This is a genomic window from Dankookia sp. GCM10030260, assembly GCF_042666655.1.
GTDB lineage: Bacteria > Pseudomonadota > Alphaproteobacteria > Acetobacterales > Acetobacteraceae > Paracraurococcus.
Genome location: NZ_JBHTDE010000003.1, coordinates 37,849 through 60,833, shown reverse-complemented (window position 1 = coordinate 60,833; position 22,985 = coordinate 37,849). Strand labels below are relative to the sequence as shown.

The window sequence follows — 22,985 nt, the reverse complement described above, 5'->3', positions numbered from 1 at the left end:
TCGTCCCGCTGCCGGCTCGGTTTGACCTCGCGCAAGGCAGGGTTCGGCAGGTTGCACCAATTGCGCCCCCGCGCCGTGCCTTGTCGCCCTGAACGACCGGGAGTAGGAGTGCGCCGCAATATTCCAACGATCCTGACGAAGGACGGCTCATGGCCCGCAAGAAGATCGCGCTGATCGGCGCCGGCAACATCGGTGGCACCCTGGCCCACCTGATCGGCCTGAAGGAACTCGGCGACGTCGTCATGTTCGACGTCTTCCCGGGCGTGGCGGCGGGCAAGGCGCTCGACCTCATGCAGTCCGGCCCGGTGGACGGGTTCGACAGCGCCATGTCCGGCACCGGCGACTATGCGGCGATCGCCGGCGCCGACGTCATCATCGTCACCGCCGGCTTCCCGCGCATGCCGGGGATGAGCCGCGACGACCTGCTGACCAAGAATGCCGGCGTGATGGGCCAGGTGGCGGAGGGCATCAAGACCTATGCCCCCGACGCCTTCGTCATCTGCATCACCAACCCGCTCGACGTCATGGTCTGGGCGCTGCAGCAGAAGTCGGGCCTGCCCTCGCACAAGGTGGTCGGCATGGCCGGCGTGCTGGACAGCAGCCGGTTCCGGCTCTTCCTGGCGCAGGAGTTCAACGTCTCGGTCGAGGACGTGACCGCCTTCGTGCTCGGCGGCCACGGCGACACCATGGTGCCGCTGACCCGCTATTCCACGGTGGCCGGCATCCCCGTCCCCGACCTGGTGAAGATGGGCTGGACGACGCAGGAGAAGATCGACGCCATCGTCGCCCGCACCGCCAATGGCGGCGGCGAGATCGTCAAGCTGCTCGAGCGCGGCAGCGCCTTCTACGCCCCGGCTGCTTCGGCCATTGCGATGGCCGAGGCCTACCTGCTCGACAAGAAGCGGGTGCTGCCCTGCGCGGTGATGCTGAACGGCGAGTACGGCCTGTCCGACTTCTATGTCGGCGTCCCGGTCGTCATCGGCGCCAACGGCGTCGAGAAGATCATCGAGGTGCAGTTCCAGCCGGAGGAGAAGGCCGCCTTCGACAAGTCCTGCGACGCGGTGAAGAAGCTGATCGAGGACTTCAAGGCGCTCGGCGTCTGAGACGAGGGGGCCGGGGCATCGCCCCGGCCTTTCTTTTATCCGGCTTCGGCCGGCACTTGCCGGTAAGGTGCCTACCCGGGCGGGCCGGCCGACCCATGCGAAGGGTGAGCGGATGAACATTCACGAATACCAGGCGAAGGAGTTGCTGCGCCGCTACGGCGTCGCGGTGCTCGAAGGCCATGTGGCCTGGACGCCGGAGGAAGCCGAGGCGGCCGCCGCCAAGCTGCCCGGGCCGGTCTATGTGGTGAAGTCGCAGATCCATGCCGGCGGCCGCGGCGCCGGCCGCTTCACCGACGACCCGAACGGCAAGGGCGGCGTCCGCGTCGTCAAGTCGGCCGCCGAGGTCAAGGCCGCCGCCGCGGCGATGATCGACCACACCCTGGTCACCAAGCAGACCGGCCCGGCCGGCAAGCTGGTCTCCCGCGTCTACGTGGAGGACGGCTGCGACATCAAGCGCGAGCTGTATCTCGGCCTGCTGGTGGACCGCGAGACCTCCCGGCTGACGGTGATGGCCTCGACCGAAGGCGGCATGGAGATCGAGGAGGTGGCCGAGAACCACTCCGAGAAGATCCTCAAGGTCGCGGTCGACCCGGCCTCCGGCCTCTCCGGCTTCCATTGCCGCAAGCTGGCCTTCGGGCTGGGCCTGACCGGCAAGCAGGTCGGCGCCTTCACCAAATTCGTCACCGCCCTCTACGGCGCGGTGATCGAGCTCGACTGCGCCATCGTCGAGATCAACCCGCTGGTCGTCACCGGCGCCGGCGACATCGTGGCGCTCGACGCCAAGGTCTCCTTCGACGACAACGCGCTGTTCCGCCACAAGGACCTCGAGGCCCTCCGCGACGACACGGAGATGGACCCGAAGGAGCTGGAAGCGGTCAAGAACGACCTGAACTACGTGGCGCTCGACGGCGAGATCGGCTGCATGGTGAACGGCGCGGGCCTCGCCATGGCGACGATGGACATCATCAAGCTGTACGGCTCGTCCCCGGCCAACTTCCTCGACGTCGGCGGCACCGCCAACGCGGCGCGGGTGACCGAGGCCTTCCGGATCATCACCTCGGACAGCAACGTCAAGGCGATCCTGGTGAACATCTTCGGCGGCATCGCCAAGTGCGACATGATCGCGGAAGGCATCGTGGCCGCGGCCAAGACCCTGACGCTGTCGGTGCCGCTGGTCGTGCGGCTCGAGGGCACCAATGTCGACCTCGGCAAGAAGATCCTGGCCGACAGCGGCCTCGCCATCATCCCCGCCGACAACCTGGCCGATGCGGCCCAGAAGGTTGTCGCGGCCGTTAAGGGGGCCTGAGCCATGGCGATCCTGATCGACGCCTCCACCCGCGTCATGACCCAGGGCTTCACGGGTGCCCAGGGCACCTTCCACGCCGAGCAGGGGATTGCCTACGGCAGTACCTATGTCGGCGGCGTGACCCCCGGCAAGGGCGGCACCACCCATATCGGCCTGCCGGTCTTCGACACGGTGGCCGATTGCGTCGAGAAGACGCAGGCCAATGCCTCCGTCATCTACGTGCCGCCGCCCTTCGCGGCCGATGCCATCCTGGAAGCCATCGACGCCGAGCTGCCGCTGATCATCTGCATCACCGAGGGCATCCCGGTGCTGGACATGGTGCGGGTGAAGCGCGCGCTGTCCGGGTCGAAGTCGCGCCTGATCGGGCCGAACTGCCCGGGCGTGATCACGCCCGACGCCTGCAAGATCGGCATCATGCCGGGCCATATCCACCTGCGCGGCTCGGTCGGCGTCGTCTCCCGCTCCGGGACCCTGACCTATGAGGCCGTGGCGCAGACCACGGCGGCCAAGCTCGGCCAGTCCACCTGCGTCGGCATCGGCGGCGACCCGGTGAAGGGCACCGACTTCATCGAGGTGCTGGAGTTGTTCCTGGCCGACCCCGAGACCAAGTCGATCGTCATGATCGGCGAGATCGGTGGCCAGTCGGAGATCCAGGCGGCCGAGTTCCTGGCGCGCGAGAACCGCGGCCCGAACGCCAAGCCGGTGGTCGGCTTCATCGCCGGCGCCACCGCCCCCCCGGGCCGCCGCATGGGCCATGCCGGCGCGGTCATCTCGGGCGGCAAGGACACCGCGGAGGCGAAGTTCGAGGCGATGCGCCAGGCCGGCGTCTTCGTCGCCGACAGCCCGGCGGCGCTGGGCTCGACCATGGTGAAGGCGCTCCGGGGCTAGGCCCCAGGGCGGACACCGGCGGCGAAAATCCGCGCGGCGGCCATGCGGGGTCGATCTGGATCAAGGCCGGGCCTGCCGCAAGGCCGCCACAGTGACTATGTTATGCAGCGCGCGGCCCCGGGTCCCGGGGCCGCGCGTTTCAACGCACAGACCCGATGAATACCGCCGGCCCAGCGAGGCCGGCACGGAGAAGACCATGGCCGGAGTGGACATCCTCGCCAGTGCGATGACAGGCGGCAATGCCGCCTTCCTCGCCGACCTCTATGCCCGCTGGGCCGAGCAGCCGGCCAGCGTCGACCCCTCCTTCGCCGAGCTGTTCGAGGCCCTGGGCGACGATGCCCGCGCCGTGCTGTCGGATGCCTCCGGCGCCTCCTGGGCGCCGCGCCCGCGCGGCGGCTTCGCCCCGGCGCCGGAAGCCCCGCCGGCCCCGGCCAAGGGTGCCAAGGGCGCGCCCGCCCCGGCCGCCGCGATCGACCCGGCGGCGATCCGCAACGCGCAGCTGGACAGCATCCGCGCGCTGATGCTGATCCGCAGCTACCGCGTCCGCGGCCATCTGGAAGCGCAGCTCGACCCGCTCGGCCTGCAGCAGCCGAAGTCGCACCCCGAGCTCGACCCGAAGACCTACGGCTTCACCGAGGCCGACTGGGACCGCCCCATCTTCATCAACGGCGTGCTCGGGCTGGAGACCGCCACCATCCGCCAGATCATGGCGGTCTGCCGCGCCAGCTATTGCGGGCCGATCGGCGTCGAGTTCATGCACATCCAGGACCCGGACCAGAAATTCTGGGTCCAGAGCCGGATGGAAGGCGCCCCCTGGACGACCGCCTTCGACAAGGGCGCCAAGCGCGAGATCCTCGAGCACCTGACCGAGGCCGAGGGCTTCGAGGCCTTCTGCGCGAAGAAATACGTCTCGACCAAGCGCTTCGGGCTGGAAGGCGGCGAGAGCACCATCCCGGCCATCCAGACGGTGATCGAGACCGCGGCCCGTGCCGGGGTGAACGAGATCGCCATCGGCATGGCGCATCGCGGCCGGCTCAACGTGCTCGTGAACGTGGTGAAGAAGCCCTACACCCAGGTCTTCTCGGAGTTCAAGGGCGTCGGCGCCAACCCGGACGACGTCCAGGGCTCGGGCGACGTGAAGTACCATCTCGGCACCTCGACCGATGTCGAGATCGACGGACGGGCCGTCCACCTGTCACTGCAGCCGAATCCGTCGCACCTCGAGGCGGTGGACCCGGTGGTGGTCGGCAAGGTGCGGGCGCGGCAGGACATGGCCGGCGACACCAAGGGCCGCCATTCGGTCATGGGCATCCTGCTGCACGGCGACGCCGCCTTCGCCGGCCAGGGCCTGGTCTATGAGACGATGGCGATGAGCCAGCTGATCGGCTACCGCACCGGCGGGACGATCCATATCGTCACCAACAACCAGATCGGCTTCACCACCGTCCCGGCGCATGCCTATTCCGGATTGTACTGCACCGACATCGCCAAGGCGGTGCAGGCGCCGATCTGGCACGTGAACGGCGACAACCCGGAAGCGGTGGTCTTCGTCTCCCGCCTCGCGGCCGAATTCCGCCAGGAATTCTCGACCGACGTGGTGGTGGACATCGTCTGCTACCGCCGGCACGGCCACAACGAGAGCGACGAGCCGGCCTTCACCCAGCCGATCATGTACGGCCGGATCAAGGAGATGAAGACCACCCGCACCGTCTATGCCGAACGGCTGGCGGCCGAGGGCAGCGTCACCGCCGAGGACGCCAAGGCGATCCTCGACGCCTTCAACCAGACGTTGGAGGAAGCCCACCAGGCGGCGCAGAATTTCAAGCCGAACAAGGCGGACTGGCTGGAAGGCCACTGGTCCGGCCTGCAGGCGGTCGCGGTCGGCGCCGAGGTCGAGCAGCTGCACCCCACCGCGGTGCCGCTCGAGACCCTGCGCGAGGTCGGCTCCGCGCTGGCCCAGGTGCCGGCCGATTTCCGGGTCAACCCGAAGATCGCCCGCCAGCTCGAAGCCAAGAAGCAGGCGATCGAGACCGGCGAGGGCATCGACTGGGCGACCGGCGAGGCGCTCGGCTTCGGCACCCTGCTGCTGGAAGGCCACCGCGTCCGCCTGTCCGGTGAGGACGTGCAGCGCGGCACCTTCAGCCACCGCCATGCCGTGCTGGTGGACCAGGTCACCCAGGCGGAATACGTCCCGCTGAACAACATCCGCGACCACCAGCCGCGCTTCGAGGCCTTCAACAGCCTGCTCAGCGAATTCGGCGTGCTCGGCTACGACTACGGCTACAGCCTGGCCGACCCGCACACGCTGGTGCTGTGGGAAGCCCAGTTCGGCGACTTCGCCAACGGCGCCCAGGTCATCATCGACCAGTTCATCGCGTCCGGCGAGACCAAGTGGCTGCGCATGTCGGGGTTGGTGATGCTGCTGCCGCACGGCTACGAGGGCCAGGGGCCGGAGCATTCCTCCGCCCGGCTGGAGCGCTATTTGCAGCTCTGCGCCGAGCGCAACATGCGGGTCTGCAACTTCACCACGCCGGCCAACTACTTCCATGCGCTGCGCCGGCAGCTGAAGTCGAACTACCGCAAGCCGCTGGTGGTGATGACGCCGAAGTCGCTGCTGCGGCACAAGCTGGCGGTCAGCAGCCTGGCCGATTTCGGCCCCGGCAGCGGCTTCAAGTACGTGATCCCCGAGATCGACGCGATCGCGCCGGAGGAAGAGGTGAAGCGCGTCGTGCTCTGCACCGGCAAGGTCTACTACGACCTGCTGCAGGCGCGGCGCGACCAGGGCATCAAGGACGTGGCGATCATCCGGATGGAGCAGGTCCACCCCTTCCCGGTGAACAGCCTGAAGACGGCGCTCGCGCCCTACAAGAATGCCGAGGTGGTGTGGTGCCAGGAGGAGCCCGAGAACATGGGCGCCTGGACCTTCGTCGACCGGCGGCTGGAGAAGGTCCTCAAGGACCTCGAGATCAAGGCGAAGCGGCCCGACTACGTGGGTCGCCGCGAAGCGGCGAGCCCGGCCACCGGCCTCGCCAAGGTGCATGCAGCGGAACAGGAAAACCTGGTGCGGGAGGCCCTGGGGCAGTGATCCCCGGGCACCGCGCAGAAAGGCGATAGACGACGATGGCGACCGATATCCTGGTGCCCACCCTGGGCGAGAGCGTGTCCACCGCGACCGTGGCGCGCTGGCTGAAGAAGGCCGGCGAGGCCGTGGCGGTGGACGAGCCGCTGGTGGAGCTGGAGACCGACAAGGTCACGGTGGAGGTCAATGCCCCCGCCGCCGGCGTGATCGAATCGATCTCGGCGGATGAGGGCGCCGAGGTCGAGCCGGGCGCCGTGCTCGGCAGCATCGCCGCCGGTGCCGGCAAGGCGGCCGGCGCCGCGCCGATCGCCACCGCCAGACCGCATCCGCCGGAGCCGGTGGCCCCGGTCGCGGCGCAGCCGAAGGTCGAGGAGCCCCGCACGCCGGCCGGCCCCGTCGCCGTGCCCGGCCATGCGCCGCTGCCCGCCGCCGCCAAGCTGATGGCGGAGAACAACCTCAGCGCCGAGCAGGTCGGCGCCGGGAGCGCCAAGGACGGCCGCATCGCCAAGGGCGACGTGCTGGAATTCCTCGCCCGCCCGGCCGCGGCACCCGCCGCCGCCAAGCCGGCGGTGCAGCGGCCGCTGGAGGAGGGCGAGGAGCGGGTCAAGATGACCCGGCTCCGCATCACCATCGCCCGCCGGCTGAAGGAGGCGCAGAACAGCGCCGCCATGCTGACCACCTTCAACGAGGTGGACATGGGCGCGGCGATGGCGCTGCGCACCGAGTACCGCGACGTCTTCGAGAAGAAGCACGGCGTGCGGCTCGGCTTCATGTCCTTCTTCGTGAAGGCCTGCGTCGCGGCGCTGAAGGAGTTCCCGGCGGTGAACGCCGAGATCCAGGGCGACGAGCTGATCTACAAGAACTTCGTCCATATGGGCGTGGCCGTCGGCGGGCCGAACGGCCTGGTCGTGCCGGTGCTGCGCAACGCTGACCGCATGGGCTTCGCCGAGATCGAGAAGACCATCGGGTCCTTCGGCAAGCGCGTCCGCGACGGCCAGCTGAAGCTGGAGGAGATGGCGGGCGGCAGCTTCACCATCACCAACGGCGGCGTCTACGGCAGCCTGATGTCCACCCCGATCCTGAACCCGCCGCAGTCCGGCATCCTGGGCATGCACAAGATCCAGGACCGGCCGATGGCGGTCGGCGGCAAGGTTGAAATCCGCCCGATGATGTATATTGCGCTGAGCTATGACCACCGCATCGTCGATGGCAAGGAAGCGGTCAGCTTCCTGGTCCGGGTCAAGGAAAGCATCGAGGATCCGCGCCGGCTGATGCTGGATATCTGAACCTCCGCCTTCATACCGGCGGGCCGGCGCGGCGACCCCGTGCCGGCCCTGCTTGCGTCATCTTGGCGCATTTCTGCGGCATCGGCCGCGGGTTCTGCTAAATTGGGTCAAAAGGGCCGCCGCATGCCGGCCCACCCGGGAGAAGTCACATGCGTTCCTTCGATGGTCAGTTCTCCGACAACCGCCCGCTGAAGCGCACGCGGGAGGAGAAGGTGCGTCTCCTCGCCGAGCTGAAGGAGACGGTGCGGACGATGAAGCAGCACACCTCGCCGGAGCTGCGGGTGTCGATCGCCGCCAAGATCAAGGAGCTGGAAGCCGACCTGGCCGCCCCGCCGCCGCCGCCGCGCGAGCGCCGGCTGCCGTCGCACCAGCAGGACCAGTTCGGCACCGGCGGGCCGCGCACGCCGCGCAAGCCGCGGCCGCCGCGCGAGACGTTCTAAGCGAAGGTCGGGGGAGAAGGTATTCTCCCCCGAGCCCCCTCATCTATTTCTGGGAGTCGGTAATCGCCGCGCGGCGAGTCCCAACCCACAGAGATAGAGGAGGGTCCAGGGAGGATACTTCCTCCCTGGCCTTGCTTTCCAACCCGCCACCCCGGCTGCCATGATGGCCCCCGATAAATGGGGGAACGCCGCATGCGGCTCGAAACGAAGACCGCCATCATCATCGGCGCCGGGCAGAGCCCGGGCGAGACCATGGGCAACGGCCGCGCCACTGCCATCCGCTTCGCCCAGGAAGGTGCCCGGGTGCTCTGCGTCGACCGCGACCTGGCCTCGGCGCAGGACACCGCGGACCAGGCTGGCCATGGCGCCATGGCCTTCCAGGCCGACGTGACGCAGGAAGCCGACATGGCCGCCGCCATCGCCGAGGGCGTCCGTCTCTGGGGCAAGGTGGATATCCTGCACTACAACGTGGGGATGTCGCTGGCCGGCGGCGATGCCGCCCCTACCGAGATCACCGAGGAAGCCTTCGACCGCGTCACCGCCGTCAACCTGCGCGGCTTCGTCATGGCGGTGAAGCATGTGTTGCCGGTGATGCGGCGGCAGGACGGCGGGGTGATCTTGTCGATCTCCTCGGCCGCGGCGGTCGAGAGCTACCCCTATGTCGCCTACAAGACCACCAAGGCGGCGATGCTGGCCTTCACCGAGCAGGTGGCCAACCAGAACGCCGGCCATGGCATCCGCTGCAACACCATCCTGCCCGGCCTGATGGACACGCCGATGGCGGTGGATACCCGCGTCCGCCACACCGGCAAGACCCGGGCCGAGGTGGCCGCGGAACGCGATGCCAAGGTGCCGCTGCGCCGCTGCATGGGCACCGCCTGGGACGTGGCGAATGCGGCGCTGTTCCTGGCCAGCGACGAAGCCGGCTTCATCACCGGCGTGGCCTTGCCGGTCGATGGCGGGCGGCTGGTGCAGATCGGCTGAGCCCCGACAGGCGGCGCGCTTCCCCTGCCACCCCGTCATGCCCGGGCTCGACCCAGGCATCCCGCGCGCCGGGCGGCAGGAGGTGCCGGTCCAGCAATGGTCGACAGGCAGCTACCTGGCGGCGGCGGGCATGATCCGGCTGTCGCCACGGGGCACGTTGCGCTGCGCCTTATCGGGCAGCGTCGCGGCCGGTCCGGCCTTGCGGTCGTATCGTTCGCGGTGTTCCGCAATCCACATCGCCAAATCCCCACGGCGATGCGCGATGCGCCAGGAGGGCTTTGGCCGGACACGCTCTGACGGCGAAGCCGCTTACGCGTAACCGAGGCCGAGTCCGTGCATCGGCACCTTGAACGGCAGGGCAAGCCCCCTCTCGATGGTCGAGGACTTGCACTCTCCCCATCCTGCCCGACGGCACCGGGTCGGGCGCCCCGTGGACCGACGCGACGCTATACCACCCAGATATCTGACGCTGCCAGCGTCGGGATACCGGTGAGTTGCACGACCATGGCCCGCGCGCCGGCACCCGTGCCATCGGCATCCCACCAGAGCCGACCGGTGTCGGTCTCGTAGACGAACTCGCCGAAGGGCTGCACCGCATTGCCTGTCAGGTTGGAACTGAAGCGTCCAGTGGCAGCCAGATCGATACCGGCAAAGAGACCCCCACCGAACCCGGCGGCGGCAACCTCGATATGGTCCACGGCCGTCGTGAAATCGCTGAGGTAATCACCGATCTCGTTCAGTGCTGCGTAGCGGAAGGTATCGGCGCCGCTGCCCCCCGTCAGGCCGTCCGCGCCTGCCCCGCCATGCAGGACGTCATCACCCTCACCGCCGCTCAGCGCATCATTGCTGCCCTCGCCATTCAGCGTGTCGTTGGCTGCGCCGCCGACAAGGTTGTTGACCATGTCGCTGCCGCTGATGCTGTCCGCGCCGTTGCCGCCGGTGACATGCTCGAAGCCGGCGATGACGTCGCCGGTGGCGTCACCGCCGGTCGCGGTCTGCACCATGCCGGAGAGATCCACCGTCACGCCGCCGGCCGAACCGGCATAGTTCAGCCGGTCCAGGCCGGCGCCGCCATCGAGGCTATCGGCACCCGCGCCGCCGGTCAGCGTGTCGTTGCCGCCGCTGCCGCGCAGCGTGTCGGCACCGGCCTCGCCGTTCAGCGCATCGTTGTCGTCGCCGCCGTCGATCAAGTCGTCATTGCTGCCACCGGCCAACGTGTCGTTGCCGCCGCCGCCGAGCAGCGTATCGTTGCCCGCTCCACCGACGAGACCGTTGCCCACGCCACTCCCGATCATGCTGTCGGCACCGTTGCCGCCGGTGACATGCTCGAAGCCGGCGATGACGTCGCCGGTGGCGTCGCCGCCGGTCGCGGTCTGCACCATGCCAGAGAGATCCACCGTCACGCCGCCGGCCGAACCGGCATAGTTCAGCCGGTCCAGGCCGTCGCCGCCATCGAGGTCATCGGCACCTGCGCCACCGGTGAGGATGTCGTTGCCGCCGCTGCCGCGCAGCGTGTCGGCACCGGCCTCGCCGTTCAGCGCATCGTTGTCGCCGCCGCCGTCCAGCACGTCGTCATCGTTGCCGCCGCCCAGCATGTCGTTGCCACCGCCGCCGAGCAGCGTGTCGTTGCCCGTTCCGCCTACGAGGTGGTTGACCACGCCACTGCCGGTGATGCTGTCGGCGCCGCTGCCGCCGGTGACATGCTCGAAGCCGGCGATGACGTCGCCGGTGGCGTCGCCGCCGGTCGCGGTCTGCACAATGCCGGAGAGATCCACCACCACGCCGCCGCCCGAACCGGCATAGTTCAGCCGGTCGATGTCGTCGCCGCCATCGAGGTCATCGGCACCCGCGCCGCCGGTGAGGATGTCGTCGCCCGCCTCGCCCAGCAGCGTGTCATTTCCGCTCCCGCCGACGATGGCGTTGGCCAGCAGGTTGCCGGTGCCAACGAAATTCCCTGCGCCGGCAAAGCGCAGGTATTCCACCTCCGGCAGGCCGGCCAGGGAGAAGACGCTCAGTTCGCTGAACACGATATCCGTGCCGCCGCCCGCCAGCTCCGTAACGACGTCGCCGGCATTGCCGACCCAGTAGATGTCGTTCCCCTGACCGCCGACCATGGTGTCGTTGCCGTCACCACCATACAGTTGATCGTCGCCGTCGCTGCCGACCAGGCTGTCATTGCCCCCGTCGCCGCGCAGCAGGTCACTGCCGCCGAAGCCATTGATGGTATCGTCGCCGCCGAAGCCGCGTAGCGTGTCGCTGGCGCCCGTGCCGTTGATCAGTTCGGCGGCCGTCGTGCCGGAGAACAGGCTGCCGGTCGTCACCGGAGTCGGTGCGAAGTCCTGGTCGTCGAAGCGGAACAGCTCCACGCCGAGGAGATGATCGGCGCCCTGGTCGCCGTTCTCGGGGAAGTTGTCGACCACGAGGTACCCGCCAGCACCGTCGTAGGTGATGGTGTACTGCGCGCGGGACCCGGCGAACACCGCGATGTCGTTGCCATTGCCGCCATCGATGCTGTCATTGCCGGTGCCGCCGGTGAGCAGGTCGTCGCCGTCACCGCCCGCGATCGAGTCGGCTCCGATGCCGCCGAGGATCGTATCGGCGCCGGCATCGCCGGCCAGGCTGTCGTCGCCGGCATTGCCTGCGACGCTGTCATTGCCGGTGCCGCCATGGAGGGTTTCCGCGCCGGCGCCGCCGTTCAGCGTATCATGGCCGGCGTCACCCCAACCCAGGCTGCCTGCCGCCAGGTTGAGCACGTCGTTGTCGTCGCCGCCGAAGAGCGAGCCCGCGCCGCTCAGCGTGTCGTCGCCGGCCTCGCCATGCAGCTGGTTGATCCCGTCGCCATCGGTCAGGACATCGTTGCCGGCTCCGCCATGCAGCGTGTCGCCCCCGTGCTGGCCGAGCAGCGTGTCGTTCCCGTCTCCACCGGAAAGGGCGTCGTCGTTGTTGCCGCCCTCGATCGAATCCTGGCCGGCACCGCCCTGCAAATCGTCCTCGCCGAAGCCGCCCAGCAGGCTGTCGTCGCCGGCGCTTCCCAGCACCGTGTCCATGCCGTCCCCGGCGACGACGATGTCATCGCCCTCGCCAGCCTCCACCCAGTCATGGGCGGAGCCGGCATCGACATAGTCGTTGCCGGCGCCGGCGGAGATGGAGTCATCGCCGCCCTCGCCGAACAGCCGGTCATTGCCGCTGCCCCCGTCGATGGTGTCGTTCTCGTCGCCGGCTTCGACGATGTCGTCGAGCACGCCGCCCGCCAGCAGGTCAGCGCCGGCCGTGCCGCCGACGACGCTGCCGCCCAGCGGCACGACGATGCCGTCGGCGAAGGCCAATTCCTCGACGAAGCGCACCACGTCCCGGCCGGTCGCGCCGCGGTTGTCGATGACCAGGATATTGCCCGCCCCTGCATCGGCGATGGTGTAGCGGCCGCGACCCTGGCTGAAGACGGCGCGATCGGTGCCGTCACCACCATCGATGGTGTCGTTGCCACCGCTGCCCGTCAGCAGGTCGTCGCCCGCGCCGCCTTCCAGCAAGCCGGCGCCGGTGAGCAAGTCGTGGCCCTCGCCACCCTGCAGGGTGTTCTCGCCTTCAAGGTCGGTCAGCGTATCGCTTCCCGCCCCTCCATGAAGCGCGTCGTCACCGGCCTCGCCGAACAGCAGGTCGGCACCGTCCTCGCCGACCAACTGGTCGTCGCCGGCGCCGCCAACAAGGTTGTCGCCGTCGGCGCCGCCGTTGAGCACATCCGCCTGGCTGCCGCCCGACAGCGTGTCGGCCCCGCCGCCGCCGAACAGCAGATCCTCGCCGGCGCCACCGATCACCCAGTCATGGCCGAGCCCGGCATCCACCAGGTCGTCCTCGTCGCCGCCATCGACGGTGTCGTTGCCGTCGCCGCCTAAGAGCTGATCGGCCTCGGTGCCGCCCCAGAGACTGTCCTGCCCGTCGCCGCCCTCGATCCAGTCGGCACCAGCCAGGCCGAACAGCGAGTCGCCGCCGCCGAGGCCGAGGATGGTATCGTCGCCGGAACCGGCATTCGGCAGGCCACCCGAAGAATGGTCGGAGATGGTGTCGGCGCCGGCCGTCCCGACGATGAGGCTGCCGAGGTTGATCGCTGCCGTATAGTCGGCGTCGAGGAATTCCAGCCTGGCAATGCCGACCAGCGTGTCGGTGCCCTCGGGCGAGCCGCCGCGGTTGTCGGTGACGATCACCTTGCCGCCCAGCTCGACAACCGTGTAGTCGTTCCGGTTTCCGCCATAGCGGGCGATGTCGTCGGTACCGCTGTTGCCACCGCCGAACATGCGGTCGTTGCCGCTGCCGCCATCGAAGATGTCGGTGCCCGGGCCGCCCAGCATCAGGTCGTTGCCCTGCCCGCCGGACAGGATGTCGTCGCCATCGCCTCCGGCCAGCGTGTCGTCGCCCCCGTTTCCGAAGAGGTTGTCGTTGCCGGCCTCGCCCAGCAGATGCTGGGCCCCATCCACGCCGTAGGGGTTCCAACCCGCCAGGGTGTCGTCGCCCAGGCCGCCCTGGCCGATCCCGTCGGTGCCGACATGCAGCGCATCGGCGCCATCCTCGCCCAGCAGCAGTCCATAGCCGGTGAGCACGTCGTTCCCGGTGCCGCCTTCGAGCGTGCCGCTGCCATAGAGCGTGTCGTTGCCCGCCTCGCCCTGCAGCAGGCCGTTGCCGCTCAAGGCATCGGTGCCAAGGCCGCCGAGCAGGGTGCCGTCGCCGCTGATCGTGTCGTTGCCGGCCTCGCCCATGGCGAGGTTGGCCCCGGTCCCGCCATCGATCACATCGTCGCCGTCACCGCCAAGCACCTGGTCTGCGCCTGCGCCGCCGGTCAGCGTGTCGCCATCGGCCTCGCCCCAAAGCGAGTCGTCGCCCTCGCCACCCGCCAGCTGATCCTCGCCCGCACCGCCCAGAATCTGGTCGGCGCCCGCCTCGCCGGAGGCGACATCATTGCCGTCGCCGGCCTCGATCACGTCGTCGTCGTCATTGCCGAGCAACTGGTCATGGCCGGCGAGGCCACGGAGCGTATCGTCGCCCCCGCCGCCCACGAGGCTGTCGTCCAGGCCGCCGCCGGTCAGCGCCTCACCCGTCATGGTGCCAAGCTGGATCTCCCCCGCATTGGCGAGGGTCAAGGGCAACGCCAGATCCGCGAAGAACGCGACCTCCACCGCGGAGACGGCGTCCGTCCCCTCATTGGTGCGGTTGGCAACGATGAAGTAGCCGCCCAGCCCGTCCTCGACCACGGAGTAGTGGCCGCGTGGATTGGCGTAGGTCGCGGCATCAATGCCATCGCCGCCGTCGAGGGTGTCGTCGGCCTGGCCGCCGCTGAGCAGGTCATCGTCGTCCCCGCCCTCAAGCGAGTCGGACGCCCAATTGCCGCGGAGGGTGTCGTTGCCCAGCCCGCCGAGCAGCGTCTGGCTGCCATCCAGGCTCCAGGGTTCCCAGCCGAAGAGGCTGTCGTTGCCTGCCCCGCCGTCGCCGGTGCTTTCGCTGCCGACCGCGAGGGTGTCGTCCTCGGTGCCGCCGGACAGGCTGCCCCATCCCGAGAGCGCGTCCGTCCCGGCGCCGCCTTCCAGCGTCCCGCTGCCGTGCAGCGTGTCGATCCCGGCCTCGCCCTGCAGCAAGCCGTTGCCATAGAGGTAGTCGTTCTCGCTGCCACCCTGCAGGGTGCCGACACCGTGGAGGATGTCGTTGCCGCCGCCGCCGCGCAACAGGTTCGTGCCATTCCAGTCAACGAGGTAGTCGGCACCGCCGCCACCATCAACGCTGTCGGCGCCCTGACCGCCTTCGACCGTGTCGTTGCCGTCGTCGCCGGTCACCGAATCGCTGCCGGGGCCGGCATAGATGTGGTCGAGCCCGCCGCCGCCCTGCAACGTATCCGCGCCGCTGTCGCCATTCAGCACGTCGTTGCCGAGGCCACCCGTCAACGCGTCGTTGCCGTCGTCGCCGGTGAGCCTGTCGTTTCCGTCCAGGCCCTCAATGGTGTCGTTGCCGGAATCGCCACCCAGGATGTCGTCGAACTCGGTGCCGGCCAGCAGGTAGCCGGTATTGTCGCCGATCGGCAGGTCGATCTCGTCGTCGCCGAAGACCAGCAGTTCGACGCCCTGCAGCGTATCGGTGCCCTCCGGCGATCCGCTCCGCAGATCCTGTACCGTGACCGTCCCGTCGACATGGCCGGCCGCGTCGACGACGTACTCGATGCGGTAGTCCGCGCTCTCGATGGTGACCTGGTTGCCAACCTGACTGGTGACGCGCGGGATCACGCGGCCCGAGTAGTAGGCCTTGTCGAAGCCCGAGCCACCATAGACGGAATCATCCCCTGCGGCGCCGGTCAGCGAATCGTCGCCGGCACCGCCGAACATCGTATCCATGCCGGCGTAGCCGAAAACCTGATCATCGCCGCCACCGGCATCGATCAGCTCGTTGCCCGAGCCGGAGATGTAGCCGTGGACCGTGTCGTTGCCCTCATCGCCGAAGGCCGTGCCGTTGGCGAGGTAGATCAGGTCGGCCCCGTCACCGCCCTGCAGCGTGCCGGTGCCGATAAGCGTGTCGTTGCCCCCATCGCCGGCCAGCGCGCCGGCGCCGCTGATGCTGTCATCGTCCCCGCCGCCGGCCAGCGCGCCGACCCCGCTGATGGTGTCGCGGCCGGCGCCGCCGTCGACCGTGTTGGCGCCAAGGCTGTCGGTGATCAGGTCATTCCCGTCGTCGCCGAGGATGCTGTCATCGCCGCTGCCGCCGTCGATCGTGTCGCTCTGCAGGCCGCCCGAGAGCGTGTCGTTGCCCGTCCCGCCGCGCAGCGTGTCCTCGTCGATCCCGCCGAGCACCAAGTCGTGGCCGGCGCCACCATCCAGCACGTCGAACCCGATGCCACCGCTGACGGTGTCGTTCCCGTCACCGCCATCGACAATGTCATTGCCGCCATCGCCGATGGCGACGTGCGTCGCGGGCGAGACCACGCCGAGTTCGTCGTCACCCCCGCCGCCGAGGATGCTGTCGTCGAAGCTGGTGCCGGTGATGACATCGGCGGCGGCACCGCCGGTGAAGACCTGCCCGGTATTGGCGGGCGAAACCTCGAACTCGATGTCGTGGAAGCGCAGCACCTCGAAGCCGGCTACCCGGTCGGCGCCATCGGTACCGCGATTGTTCACCACGTGGTAGCCGCCACTGCCATCCTGGATGACGGAGTGCAGGTGGCGGACCGCGCCATAGGTCGCGACGTCATAGCCGATGCCGCCCGACAGGGTGTCGTCGCCCTCGCCGGCATAGACCGTGTCGTCCCCGGTGCCGCCATCCACCGTGTCGGCACCATGGCTGCCATACAGCGTGTCGCTGCCGCTGCCACCGACCAGCGAGTCATCGCCGAGATTGCCGTGGACCAGATCGTGGCCGCCCCCGCCTTCCAGGGTCTGATTGCCGTCGGCGCCGGCGGGCTCCCAACCGTGGAGGGTATCGTTCCCCTCGCCGCCCTGGCCGGCATGGCCACTGCGGACATAGAGCAGGTCGTCGTCGGCACCGCCATCGAGCGTACCGGCGCCGAAGAGGGTATCGTCACCGGCGCCACCGAGCAGTTCACCCGTGCCGTTCAGCGCATCGTCGCCGGCGCCGCCGTGCAAGGTGCCGACGCCGCGAATGGTATCGTTGCCGGATTCCCCGTAGAGCTCGTTCTGGCCCTGCCAATCGGTCAGCAGGTCGTCGCCGTTGCCGGCGAGGATGGTGTCGTCATGCGCACCGCCATCCAGGCTGTCGCTGTCGAAGTCCTCGAGGCCGTCGGCGTTGCCATCGGCATCGTCCAGCGCTGGCGCAGCGCTCCCGTAGATGAGGTCACGGCCGCTGCCGCCAAGGAGCGTGTCGTCGCCGCTGCCGCCAACCATCGTATCCGCGCCGAAGTCGCCCACCATCACGTCGTTGCCGCCGCGGGCGAGCAGCAGATCGCTGCCATGGCCGCCGAGCAGGTGGTCGAAGCCGGCAAGGCCATCGATCGTGTCATCGCCGGTGTTGTCGGTCGCGACATAGGCCCCGGCACCAGGGATAGAGTCGTCGCCGGTGGTGCCGAGGATCACCTGGCCAGGATTGGCGCCGAGCGCGACCTCGCCGTCATCGAACACCAGCAGTTCGACACCCGTGAGGGAGTCGGTGCCTTCCGGCGCGACGGGACGGCTGTCGGCGACGACATACCCACCGAGGCCGTCGGGCGTTATGGTGAAGTCGGCGATGCGGCCGGAGTAGTAGGCCACGTCGTAGCCGGCGCCGCCATCGATCGTGTCGTCACCATCCGCCGCCGAATCGCCGGCCAGCGTGTCATTGCCGTCGCCGCCGAGGAGAAGGTCCGCGCCGGCGAAGCCCTGGATCTTGTCATCGCCGCTGCCGCCGGCGAGCGTCTGGTTGCCGGCCCCCGTGCCGGTCAGCGTATCGTTGCCGTCGCCGCCATCGGCGGTACCGGCGGCAAGCGCGATGCTGTCGTCGCCCGTGCCGCCTTCCAGCAGGCCGGAGCCGGCAAGCGTATCGTCACCTGCATCGCCTTGCAGCAGTCCGCTGCCACCCAGGACGTCGTCGTCGGCGCCGCCCAGCAGCGTGCCGGTTCCGTTCAGGCTGTCGTTCCCAGCCCCGCCGGAGAGGGTGTTGCTGCCCTCCACGTCATAGACGTAGTCGTTGCCTGCCTCGCCAGCGAGGCTGTCGTCGCCGCCATTCCCGTAGAGAGCGTCGTTGCCGTCGCCACCGTGCACCGTATCGGCGCCGAAGCCGGCCTGCACCGTGTCGTTGCCGCCCTGGCCGTCGATGGTGTCGTTGCTGGAGGTGCCGGTCAGCAGCGTGCCCGCGTCGCCATCGACGATCGCCATGCCGGTTCCGGCGGGTGAGTAGCCCGGATTGAAGTTGTCGACCGTGAAGTTGCCGACGATCTGATTGACGAACCGGACGATGTCGGTCGGCACCAGGGCGCCGCCGGCGTCGCGGTCGAGCCGCAAGGCCACATCCGCCCCATCCTGCTCCAGCAGCAGATGGCCGGTAACGAAGGGGTTCTGCCCGCTGGCGTAGCCCTGCATCCAACCGAGCAGCCCGTGGAGCGTCACCACATCGCCGCCGGGTCCGCCAAGGAAATCCTCGATCCGGTCGGCCTCCGAGCCTGGGCTCCAACCAAGGGCATAGGCATCCGTGCCGCTGCCGCCGGTCAGCGTATCCGCGCCCGCGCCATTGCCGACATGCAGGAAGCTGTCGTCGCCCGCCTCGCCACGCAGCTGGTTCGCACCCTGGTTGTCGTCCAGCGTGTCATTGCCAGCGCCGCCGGACAGGCTGTCATCGCCGGCCTGGCCAGCCAGGTAGTCGGCCTCCCCGCCGCCCAGCAGGCTGTCGCCGCCGTTTCCGCCATAGATCGTGTCGTTGCCACCCTGACCGTCGATGGTGTCGCCGATGCCGGAACCGGTCAGCACATGGGCCAGATCATCGTCGACGAAGGTGCCCCCCTGGACGGTCAGCGAGACGGTGGCGTCGCTGGTACCACCCTGGCCATCGGCCAGGGTGTAGGTGAAGCTGGCGGCGCCGAAATATCCGGCATCCGGGGTGAACACCACCTCGGCCCCGTTCAGCGAGACCGTGCCGTGCACGGCCGCCTGCACGGACTGGATGAACAGCGTGTCGCCGTCGAGATCGGCGTCGTTGGCTGTCAAGATCGACCGGTCGAGCGTCAGCGGCGTGCCGGCGGCGGTGGTGAATCCGGCATCCGCCTGCGCCACCGGCCCATCGTTCACCGGGGCAACGGTGATGGTCACGCCGCCGGTGCTGGTGGTGAACCCATCCGCCAGGATGTAGGTGACCACGGCATCGCCGTGGAAATTGGCGGTCGGGACAAAGATCAGGTTCCCCGAGACGATCGAGGCACTGCCATGTGTGGTGCCGACAACACCGGTGATGCTGAGCGCGTCGCCGTCCGCGTCCGCGTCATTCATCAGCAGGGATGCGAGGGAAATGGAGAGCGGCGTGTCCTCGTTGGTGCTGCCGAAGTCGGCGCCGGCGGCCGGCGCGGCGTTCAGCGCGTAGACCTGATCGAGGAATTGCAGCAGCCGCACGCCGGTCAGCGTATCGGTGCCGTCGTTGCCGTTCGCCGTAGGCTGCAGGTCCACCACGATGGCGACGCCGTCCAGCGTCGAGATGCTGTAGTCGGCCCGGATGCCCGAGAAGACGGCCTGGTTGAGCCCGGTGCCGCCCGCGATGGTGTCGTCGCCGCTACCGCCGGAGATGGTGTCGTTGCCGTCGCCGCCATCGAACTGGTCGTTGCCGCCGAGGCCGACCAGGGAGTCGGCGCCGCCGAGGCCATTGATCGTGTCGTTCAGGATTGTGCCGACCAGCGCGCCTGCACCCGTGTCATCGTTCGCGGTTCCGATCAGCAGGACGCCAGCGAGGCCGGACGCCACCGAGATGTCCTGGTCCGCGAAGCGCAGGAGCTGCACGTTCCGTACGGTATCGATGCCGTCCGGCGCGCCGCTGCGGTTGTCATAGACCATCAGGCCGGCGGCATCACCGACGATGGAATAGGCGCTTCGGCTGCCGCTGAAGATGGCGACATTCGCCCCGTCGCCGCCGTCGACGGTGTCGCTGCCGCTGCCGCCGGTGATGGTATCGTCGCCGTCGCCGGCATCGATGCTGTCGGCGCCGCCGCCGGCCGCGATGACGTCGTTGTCGAGCCCGCCCTGGATGCTCTCGGCATAGCCCGAGCCGCTGATGGTGTCGTTGCCGGCGCCGCCGTCCAGCAGCGTGCCGTTGGTGTAGTTGCCCCACTCGGCGATGCTGTCGGCGCCCGCCCCGCCATAGACCGTCGCCGCCGCGTAGCTGCCGTTCCACGGCGTGTAGTAGCGCAGCGTGTCGCCGCCCTCGCCGCCATCGATCAGGCCGGTGCCCCAGATGGTGTCGTTGCCCAGGCCGCCGGCGATGCTGTTGACGCCCTCGCTGTCCTCGACGTAGTCGCCGCCGTCGCCGCCGTCGATGCTGTCGCCCTCGGCATTGCCGTAGAGCGTGTCGCTGCCGGCGCCGCCCAGCAGCGTGTCGGCACCGGCGCCGCCGCCCAGCGTGTCGTTCTCGCTGCCGCCGTCCAGCATGTCGGCGCCGTCGCCGCCCGCCAGGTTGTCGCTCTCGCTGCCGCCCGACAGGCTGTCGTTGCCGACCCCGCCGGCCAGCGTGTCGGCGCCCGCCTCGCCCAGCAGGCTGTCGTTGCCGCGGCCGCCGGCAAGGTTGTCGTTGCCGGGTCCACCCTCGATGACGTCGGGAGCACCAAGGCCGGACAGCGTATCGTTGCCGTCCAGGCCTAGGATGGTGTCGGCGCCCGCGTTACCGGCCAGCGCATCCGGGCCCGCTGTTCCTGTGATGACGGTACCGGTGATCGTGCCGAGGATGAGGTCGTCATCCGCGAACGTGGCGATCTCGATTCGGTTCAGCCTGTCGGTGCCGTCAGGCGATCCGCCACGCTTGTCCTGGACGGTGAAGGTACCGGTTACGCCGCCTGCGGTGATCTCGTAATCACTCAGGTTTCCGCTGAAGATCGCGACATCCAGGCCGTCGCCGCCGTCGACGGTGTCGCTGCCGCTGCCGCCGGTGATGGTATCGTCGCCGTCGCCGGCATCGACGCTGTCGGCGCCGCCGCCGGCCGCGATGACGTCGTTGTCGAGCCCGCCCAGGATGCTCTCGGCATAGCCCGAGCCGCTGATGGTGTCGTTGCCGGCGCCGCCGTCCAGCAGCGTGCCGCTGGTATAGTTGCCCCACTCGGCGATGCTGTCGGCGCCTGCCCCGCCATAGACCGTCGCCGCCGCGTAGCTGCCGTTCCAGGGCGTGTAGTAGCGCAGCGTGTCGCCGCCCTCGCCGCCGTCGATCAGGCCGGTGCCCCAGATGGTGTCGTTGCCCAGGCCGCCGGCGATGCTGTTGACGCCCTCGCTGTCCTCGACGTAGTCGCCGCCGTCGCCGCCGTCGATGCTGTCGCCCTCGGCATTGCCGTAGAGCGTGTCGCTGCCGGCGCCGCCCAGCAGCGTGTCGGCGCCGGCGCCGCCGCCCAGCGTGTCGTTCTCGCTGCCGCCGTCCAGCATGTCGGCGCCGTCGCCGCCCGCCAGGTTGTCGCTCTCGCTGCCGCCCGACAGGCTGTCGTTGCCGACCCCGCCGGCCAGCAGGTCGCCTCCCGCCGCGCCCGACAGGCTGTCGTTGCCGGCCTCGCCGGCCAGCGTGTCGTCGCCCGCCTCGCCCAGCAGGCTGTCGTCCTCGCTGCCGCCCAGCACGCTGTCGTTGCCGCTGCCGCCCAGCACCGTGTCCAGGCCAGCCCCGGCATCCACCACGTCGTTGCCGTCGCCAGCCTCGACGCTGTCGTTGCCCGCCTGCCCGTTCAGGATGTCGCCGCCACCCAGGCCCTGGATCGTGTCGTCGCCGGCTGTCCCATTCAGAACGTTGTCGAGATTGTCGCCGGTGATGTCCATAGGGTCTGCTCCCAACGATATTCGGACAGGTGAACGTCCAATGGCGCCAGCACCGTTTTCTTGGCGCTAAACCAACCCGTCTTCGCAGATAGTGCTGTTTGCTGGGACGTTATTGGTTACGCTCAGGGCTAACGCTGGACGGAATTTTTCTGTACACGCCAGTTGCGAGAATCATTTTGATCTCAAAATTCCCGCGCACTCCGAACGGAAACTATATAAAAATGTATTCGAAATCAACTCCAGATTGGGCCGCGTCATGGCATGGGCCTCGACCCTGGCCATCTGGCGGCAAGGCGCTGGGTGGCACCCGCCGTCATGGTGGGTAGGAGGCGGTCTACAGGCTGCGCGGCAGTGCTGGTGACAGGGGTTTCGTCATGTCGATGCCTTCGGCCGAGGTGACGACATGCTCAGGCCAAAGATGCTGACGCAGGCGGGCGAGCGCGCCGGGCGATCCGGCTGATCGGCTGTAGCGTCCCACCCCTGGCCGCGGACGGCGCGTCGTGGCGGGACTGTCTGGGATGTCGTGTGCAGCCGCAGGTCCATGTGCAGCAGGGTGCGGACAGACCGCAGCCGCGTTGGGTCGAGCCGCCGCGACGGCGGAGCCAGCCGGTGAGCACCGTGGGCGGGTGTCGGGCAGATGCCCGGCAGTCAATCCGCCAAGCCCCGCGACGGACCAGCCAAGGCGGCGGGTTCACCGCTTTCCGATTGACGGCGCAGATCGGAGCGGCATGCCCGAGCGCCGTGGCCGGCATCGTACAACGCTTATCGATGCGACAAAGAAAGTGGCATGCTTGCCGGCGCCGTCATCGCGCTCATCGCCGGCGCGCCCGGCTTCACCGGAACCGCTGCGGCTGCCGGCACGGTTGCGTAGGTGATGTTCGGTGTATTCGTCCCTGTCGCCGTGGTTCGTCTCGTCCTCGGGGCCGGCGCGCTTGACGGACATATGGCCGGTCCACCGGCCGCGCTGGACGCCTGCCCTGCGTCCAGCGCGGCCTGCCCCAGCCGGTCCGGTAGGCCGAGCCCGGCAGCGGACGCCGAAACCGAGCGTCCTCCGGCTCTTGCCCGAGCGCGTCCCGCAGGCCGCAACGCTTGTCAGGGCCGTCCATGGCAGCAAGGCAGGGCGCGCCGGGGCAGCATCGCTGCCTCGGTCACTGGTCCTTCGCTGCCCGCCGCCGTTCCGCCAGGGCCGCTTTGGAGAGCAGATGCGCGGTGACCGGCGCGGTGATGAAGAGGAAAAGCGTGACGGCCAGTTCACGCAGGCCGGAACTGATCTCCTCGGCGCCCACATGCAGCAGTGAGGCGATGACGATGCCGCCAACGCCCAGCGTGGTCGCCTTGGTCGGGCCGTGCAGCCGCATGAAGAAGTCTGGTAGCCGCGCCAAGCCGAAGGAGCCCAGCAGGGTGAAGCCGCCGCCGACCAGCAGCAGCAGGCTGACGATGATCTCGGACAGCATGG

General features: G+C 69.1%; 9 protein-coding genes. 7 read left to right on the top strand and 2 right to left on the bottom strand.

The genetic code is table 11. From position 1 onward, the window contains the following. Nucleotides 1-149 precede the first annotated feature (149 nt). The 7 genes from mdh (at nucleotide 150) to ACFQS7_RS11850 (ending at nucleotide 9,086) form a co-directional block, all read left to right on the top strand. Nucleotides 150-1,103: a malate dehydrogenase gene (gene mdh, locus ACFQS7_RS11880; protein ID WP_380067286.1), complete on the top strand. Its 954-nt coding sequence runs from the start codon at nucleotides 150-152 to the stop codon at nucleotides 1,101-1,103. Nucleotides 1,104-1,215: 112 nt separating this feature from the next. Next, nucleotides 1,216-2,409: an ADP-forming succinate--CoA ligase subunit beta gene (gene sucC, locus ACFQS7_RS11875; protein ID WP_380067285.1), complete on the top strand. Its 1,194-nt coding sequence runs from the start codon at nucleotides 1,216-1,218 to the stop codon at nucleotides 2,407-2,409. A 3-nt stretch (nucleotides 2,410-2,412) separates the two neighbouring features. Continuing rightward, nucleotides 2,413-3,297, top strand: coding sequence for a succinate--CoA ligase subunit alpha (sucD, locus tag ACFQS7_RS11870; RefSeq protein WP_380067284.1), 885 nt, complete (start codon nucleotides 2,413-2,415; stop codon nucleotides 3,295-3,297). 196 nt (nucleotides 3,298-3,493) lie between these two features. Next, a complete protein-coding gene (locus tag ACFQS7_RS11865) occupies nucleotides 3,494-6,382 on the top strand; it encodes a 2-oxoglutarate dehydrogenase E1 component (protein ID WP_380067283.1) in 2,889 nt (962 codons plus the stop codon). Nucleotides 6,383-6,417: 35 nt separating this feature from the next. Further along, on the top strand, nucleotides 6,418-7,662 hold the full coding sequence (gene odhB, locus ACFQS7_RS11860; RefSeq protein WP_380067282.1) for a 2-oxoglutarate dehydrogenase complex dihydrolipoyllysine-residue succinyltransferase: 1,245 nt from the start codon (nucleotides 6,418-6,420) through the stop codon (nucleotides 7,660-7,662). Nucleotides 7,663-7,811: 149 nt separating this feature from the next. Next, nucleotides 7,812-8,102 carry a hypothetical protein gene (locus ACFQS7_RS11855; protein WP_380067281.1) on the top strand — a complete coding sequence of 97 codons (291 nt, stop codon included), beginning with the start codon at nucleotides 7,812-7,814 and terminating at the stop codon, nucleotides 8,100-8,102. A 192-nt stretch (nucleotides 8,103-8,294) separates the two neighbouring features. Then, nucleotides 8,295-9,086 (top strand): SDR family NAD(P)-dependent oxidoreductase, encoded by a 792-nt coding sequence (locus tag ACFQS7_RS11850; RefSeq protein WP_380067280.1) that lies wholly within the window; start codon nucleotides 8,295-8,297, stop codon nucleotides 9,084-9,086. Between the two features lie 446 nt (nucleotides 9,087-9,532). On the opposite strand, the gene ACFQS7_RS11845 is transcribed toward ACFQS7_RS11850, so the two are convergent. Further along, entirely contained in the window at nucleotides 9,533-21,529 is an 11,997-nt protein-coding gene (locus ACFQS7_RS11845; protein WP_380067279.1) for a cadherin-like domain-containing protein, read from the bottom strand. Nucleotides 21,530-22,677: 1,148 nt separating this feature from the next. Next, on the bottom strand, nucleotides 22,678-22,983 hold the full coding sequence (locus ACFQS7_RS11840; protein ID WP_380067278.1) for a Na+/H+ antiporter subunit G: 306 nt from the start codon (nucleotides 22,981-22,983) through the stop codon (nucleotides 22,678-22,680). Nucleotides 22,984-22,985: the final 2 nt, after the last annotated feature.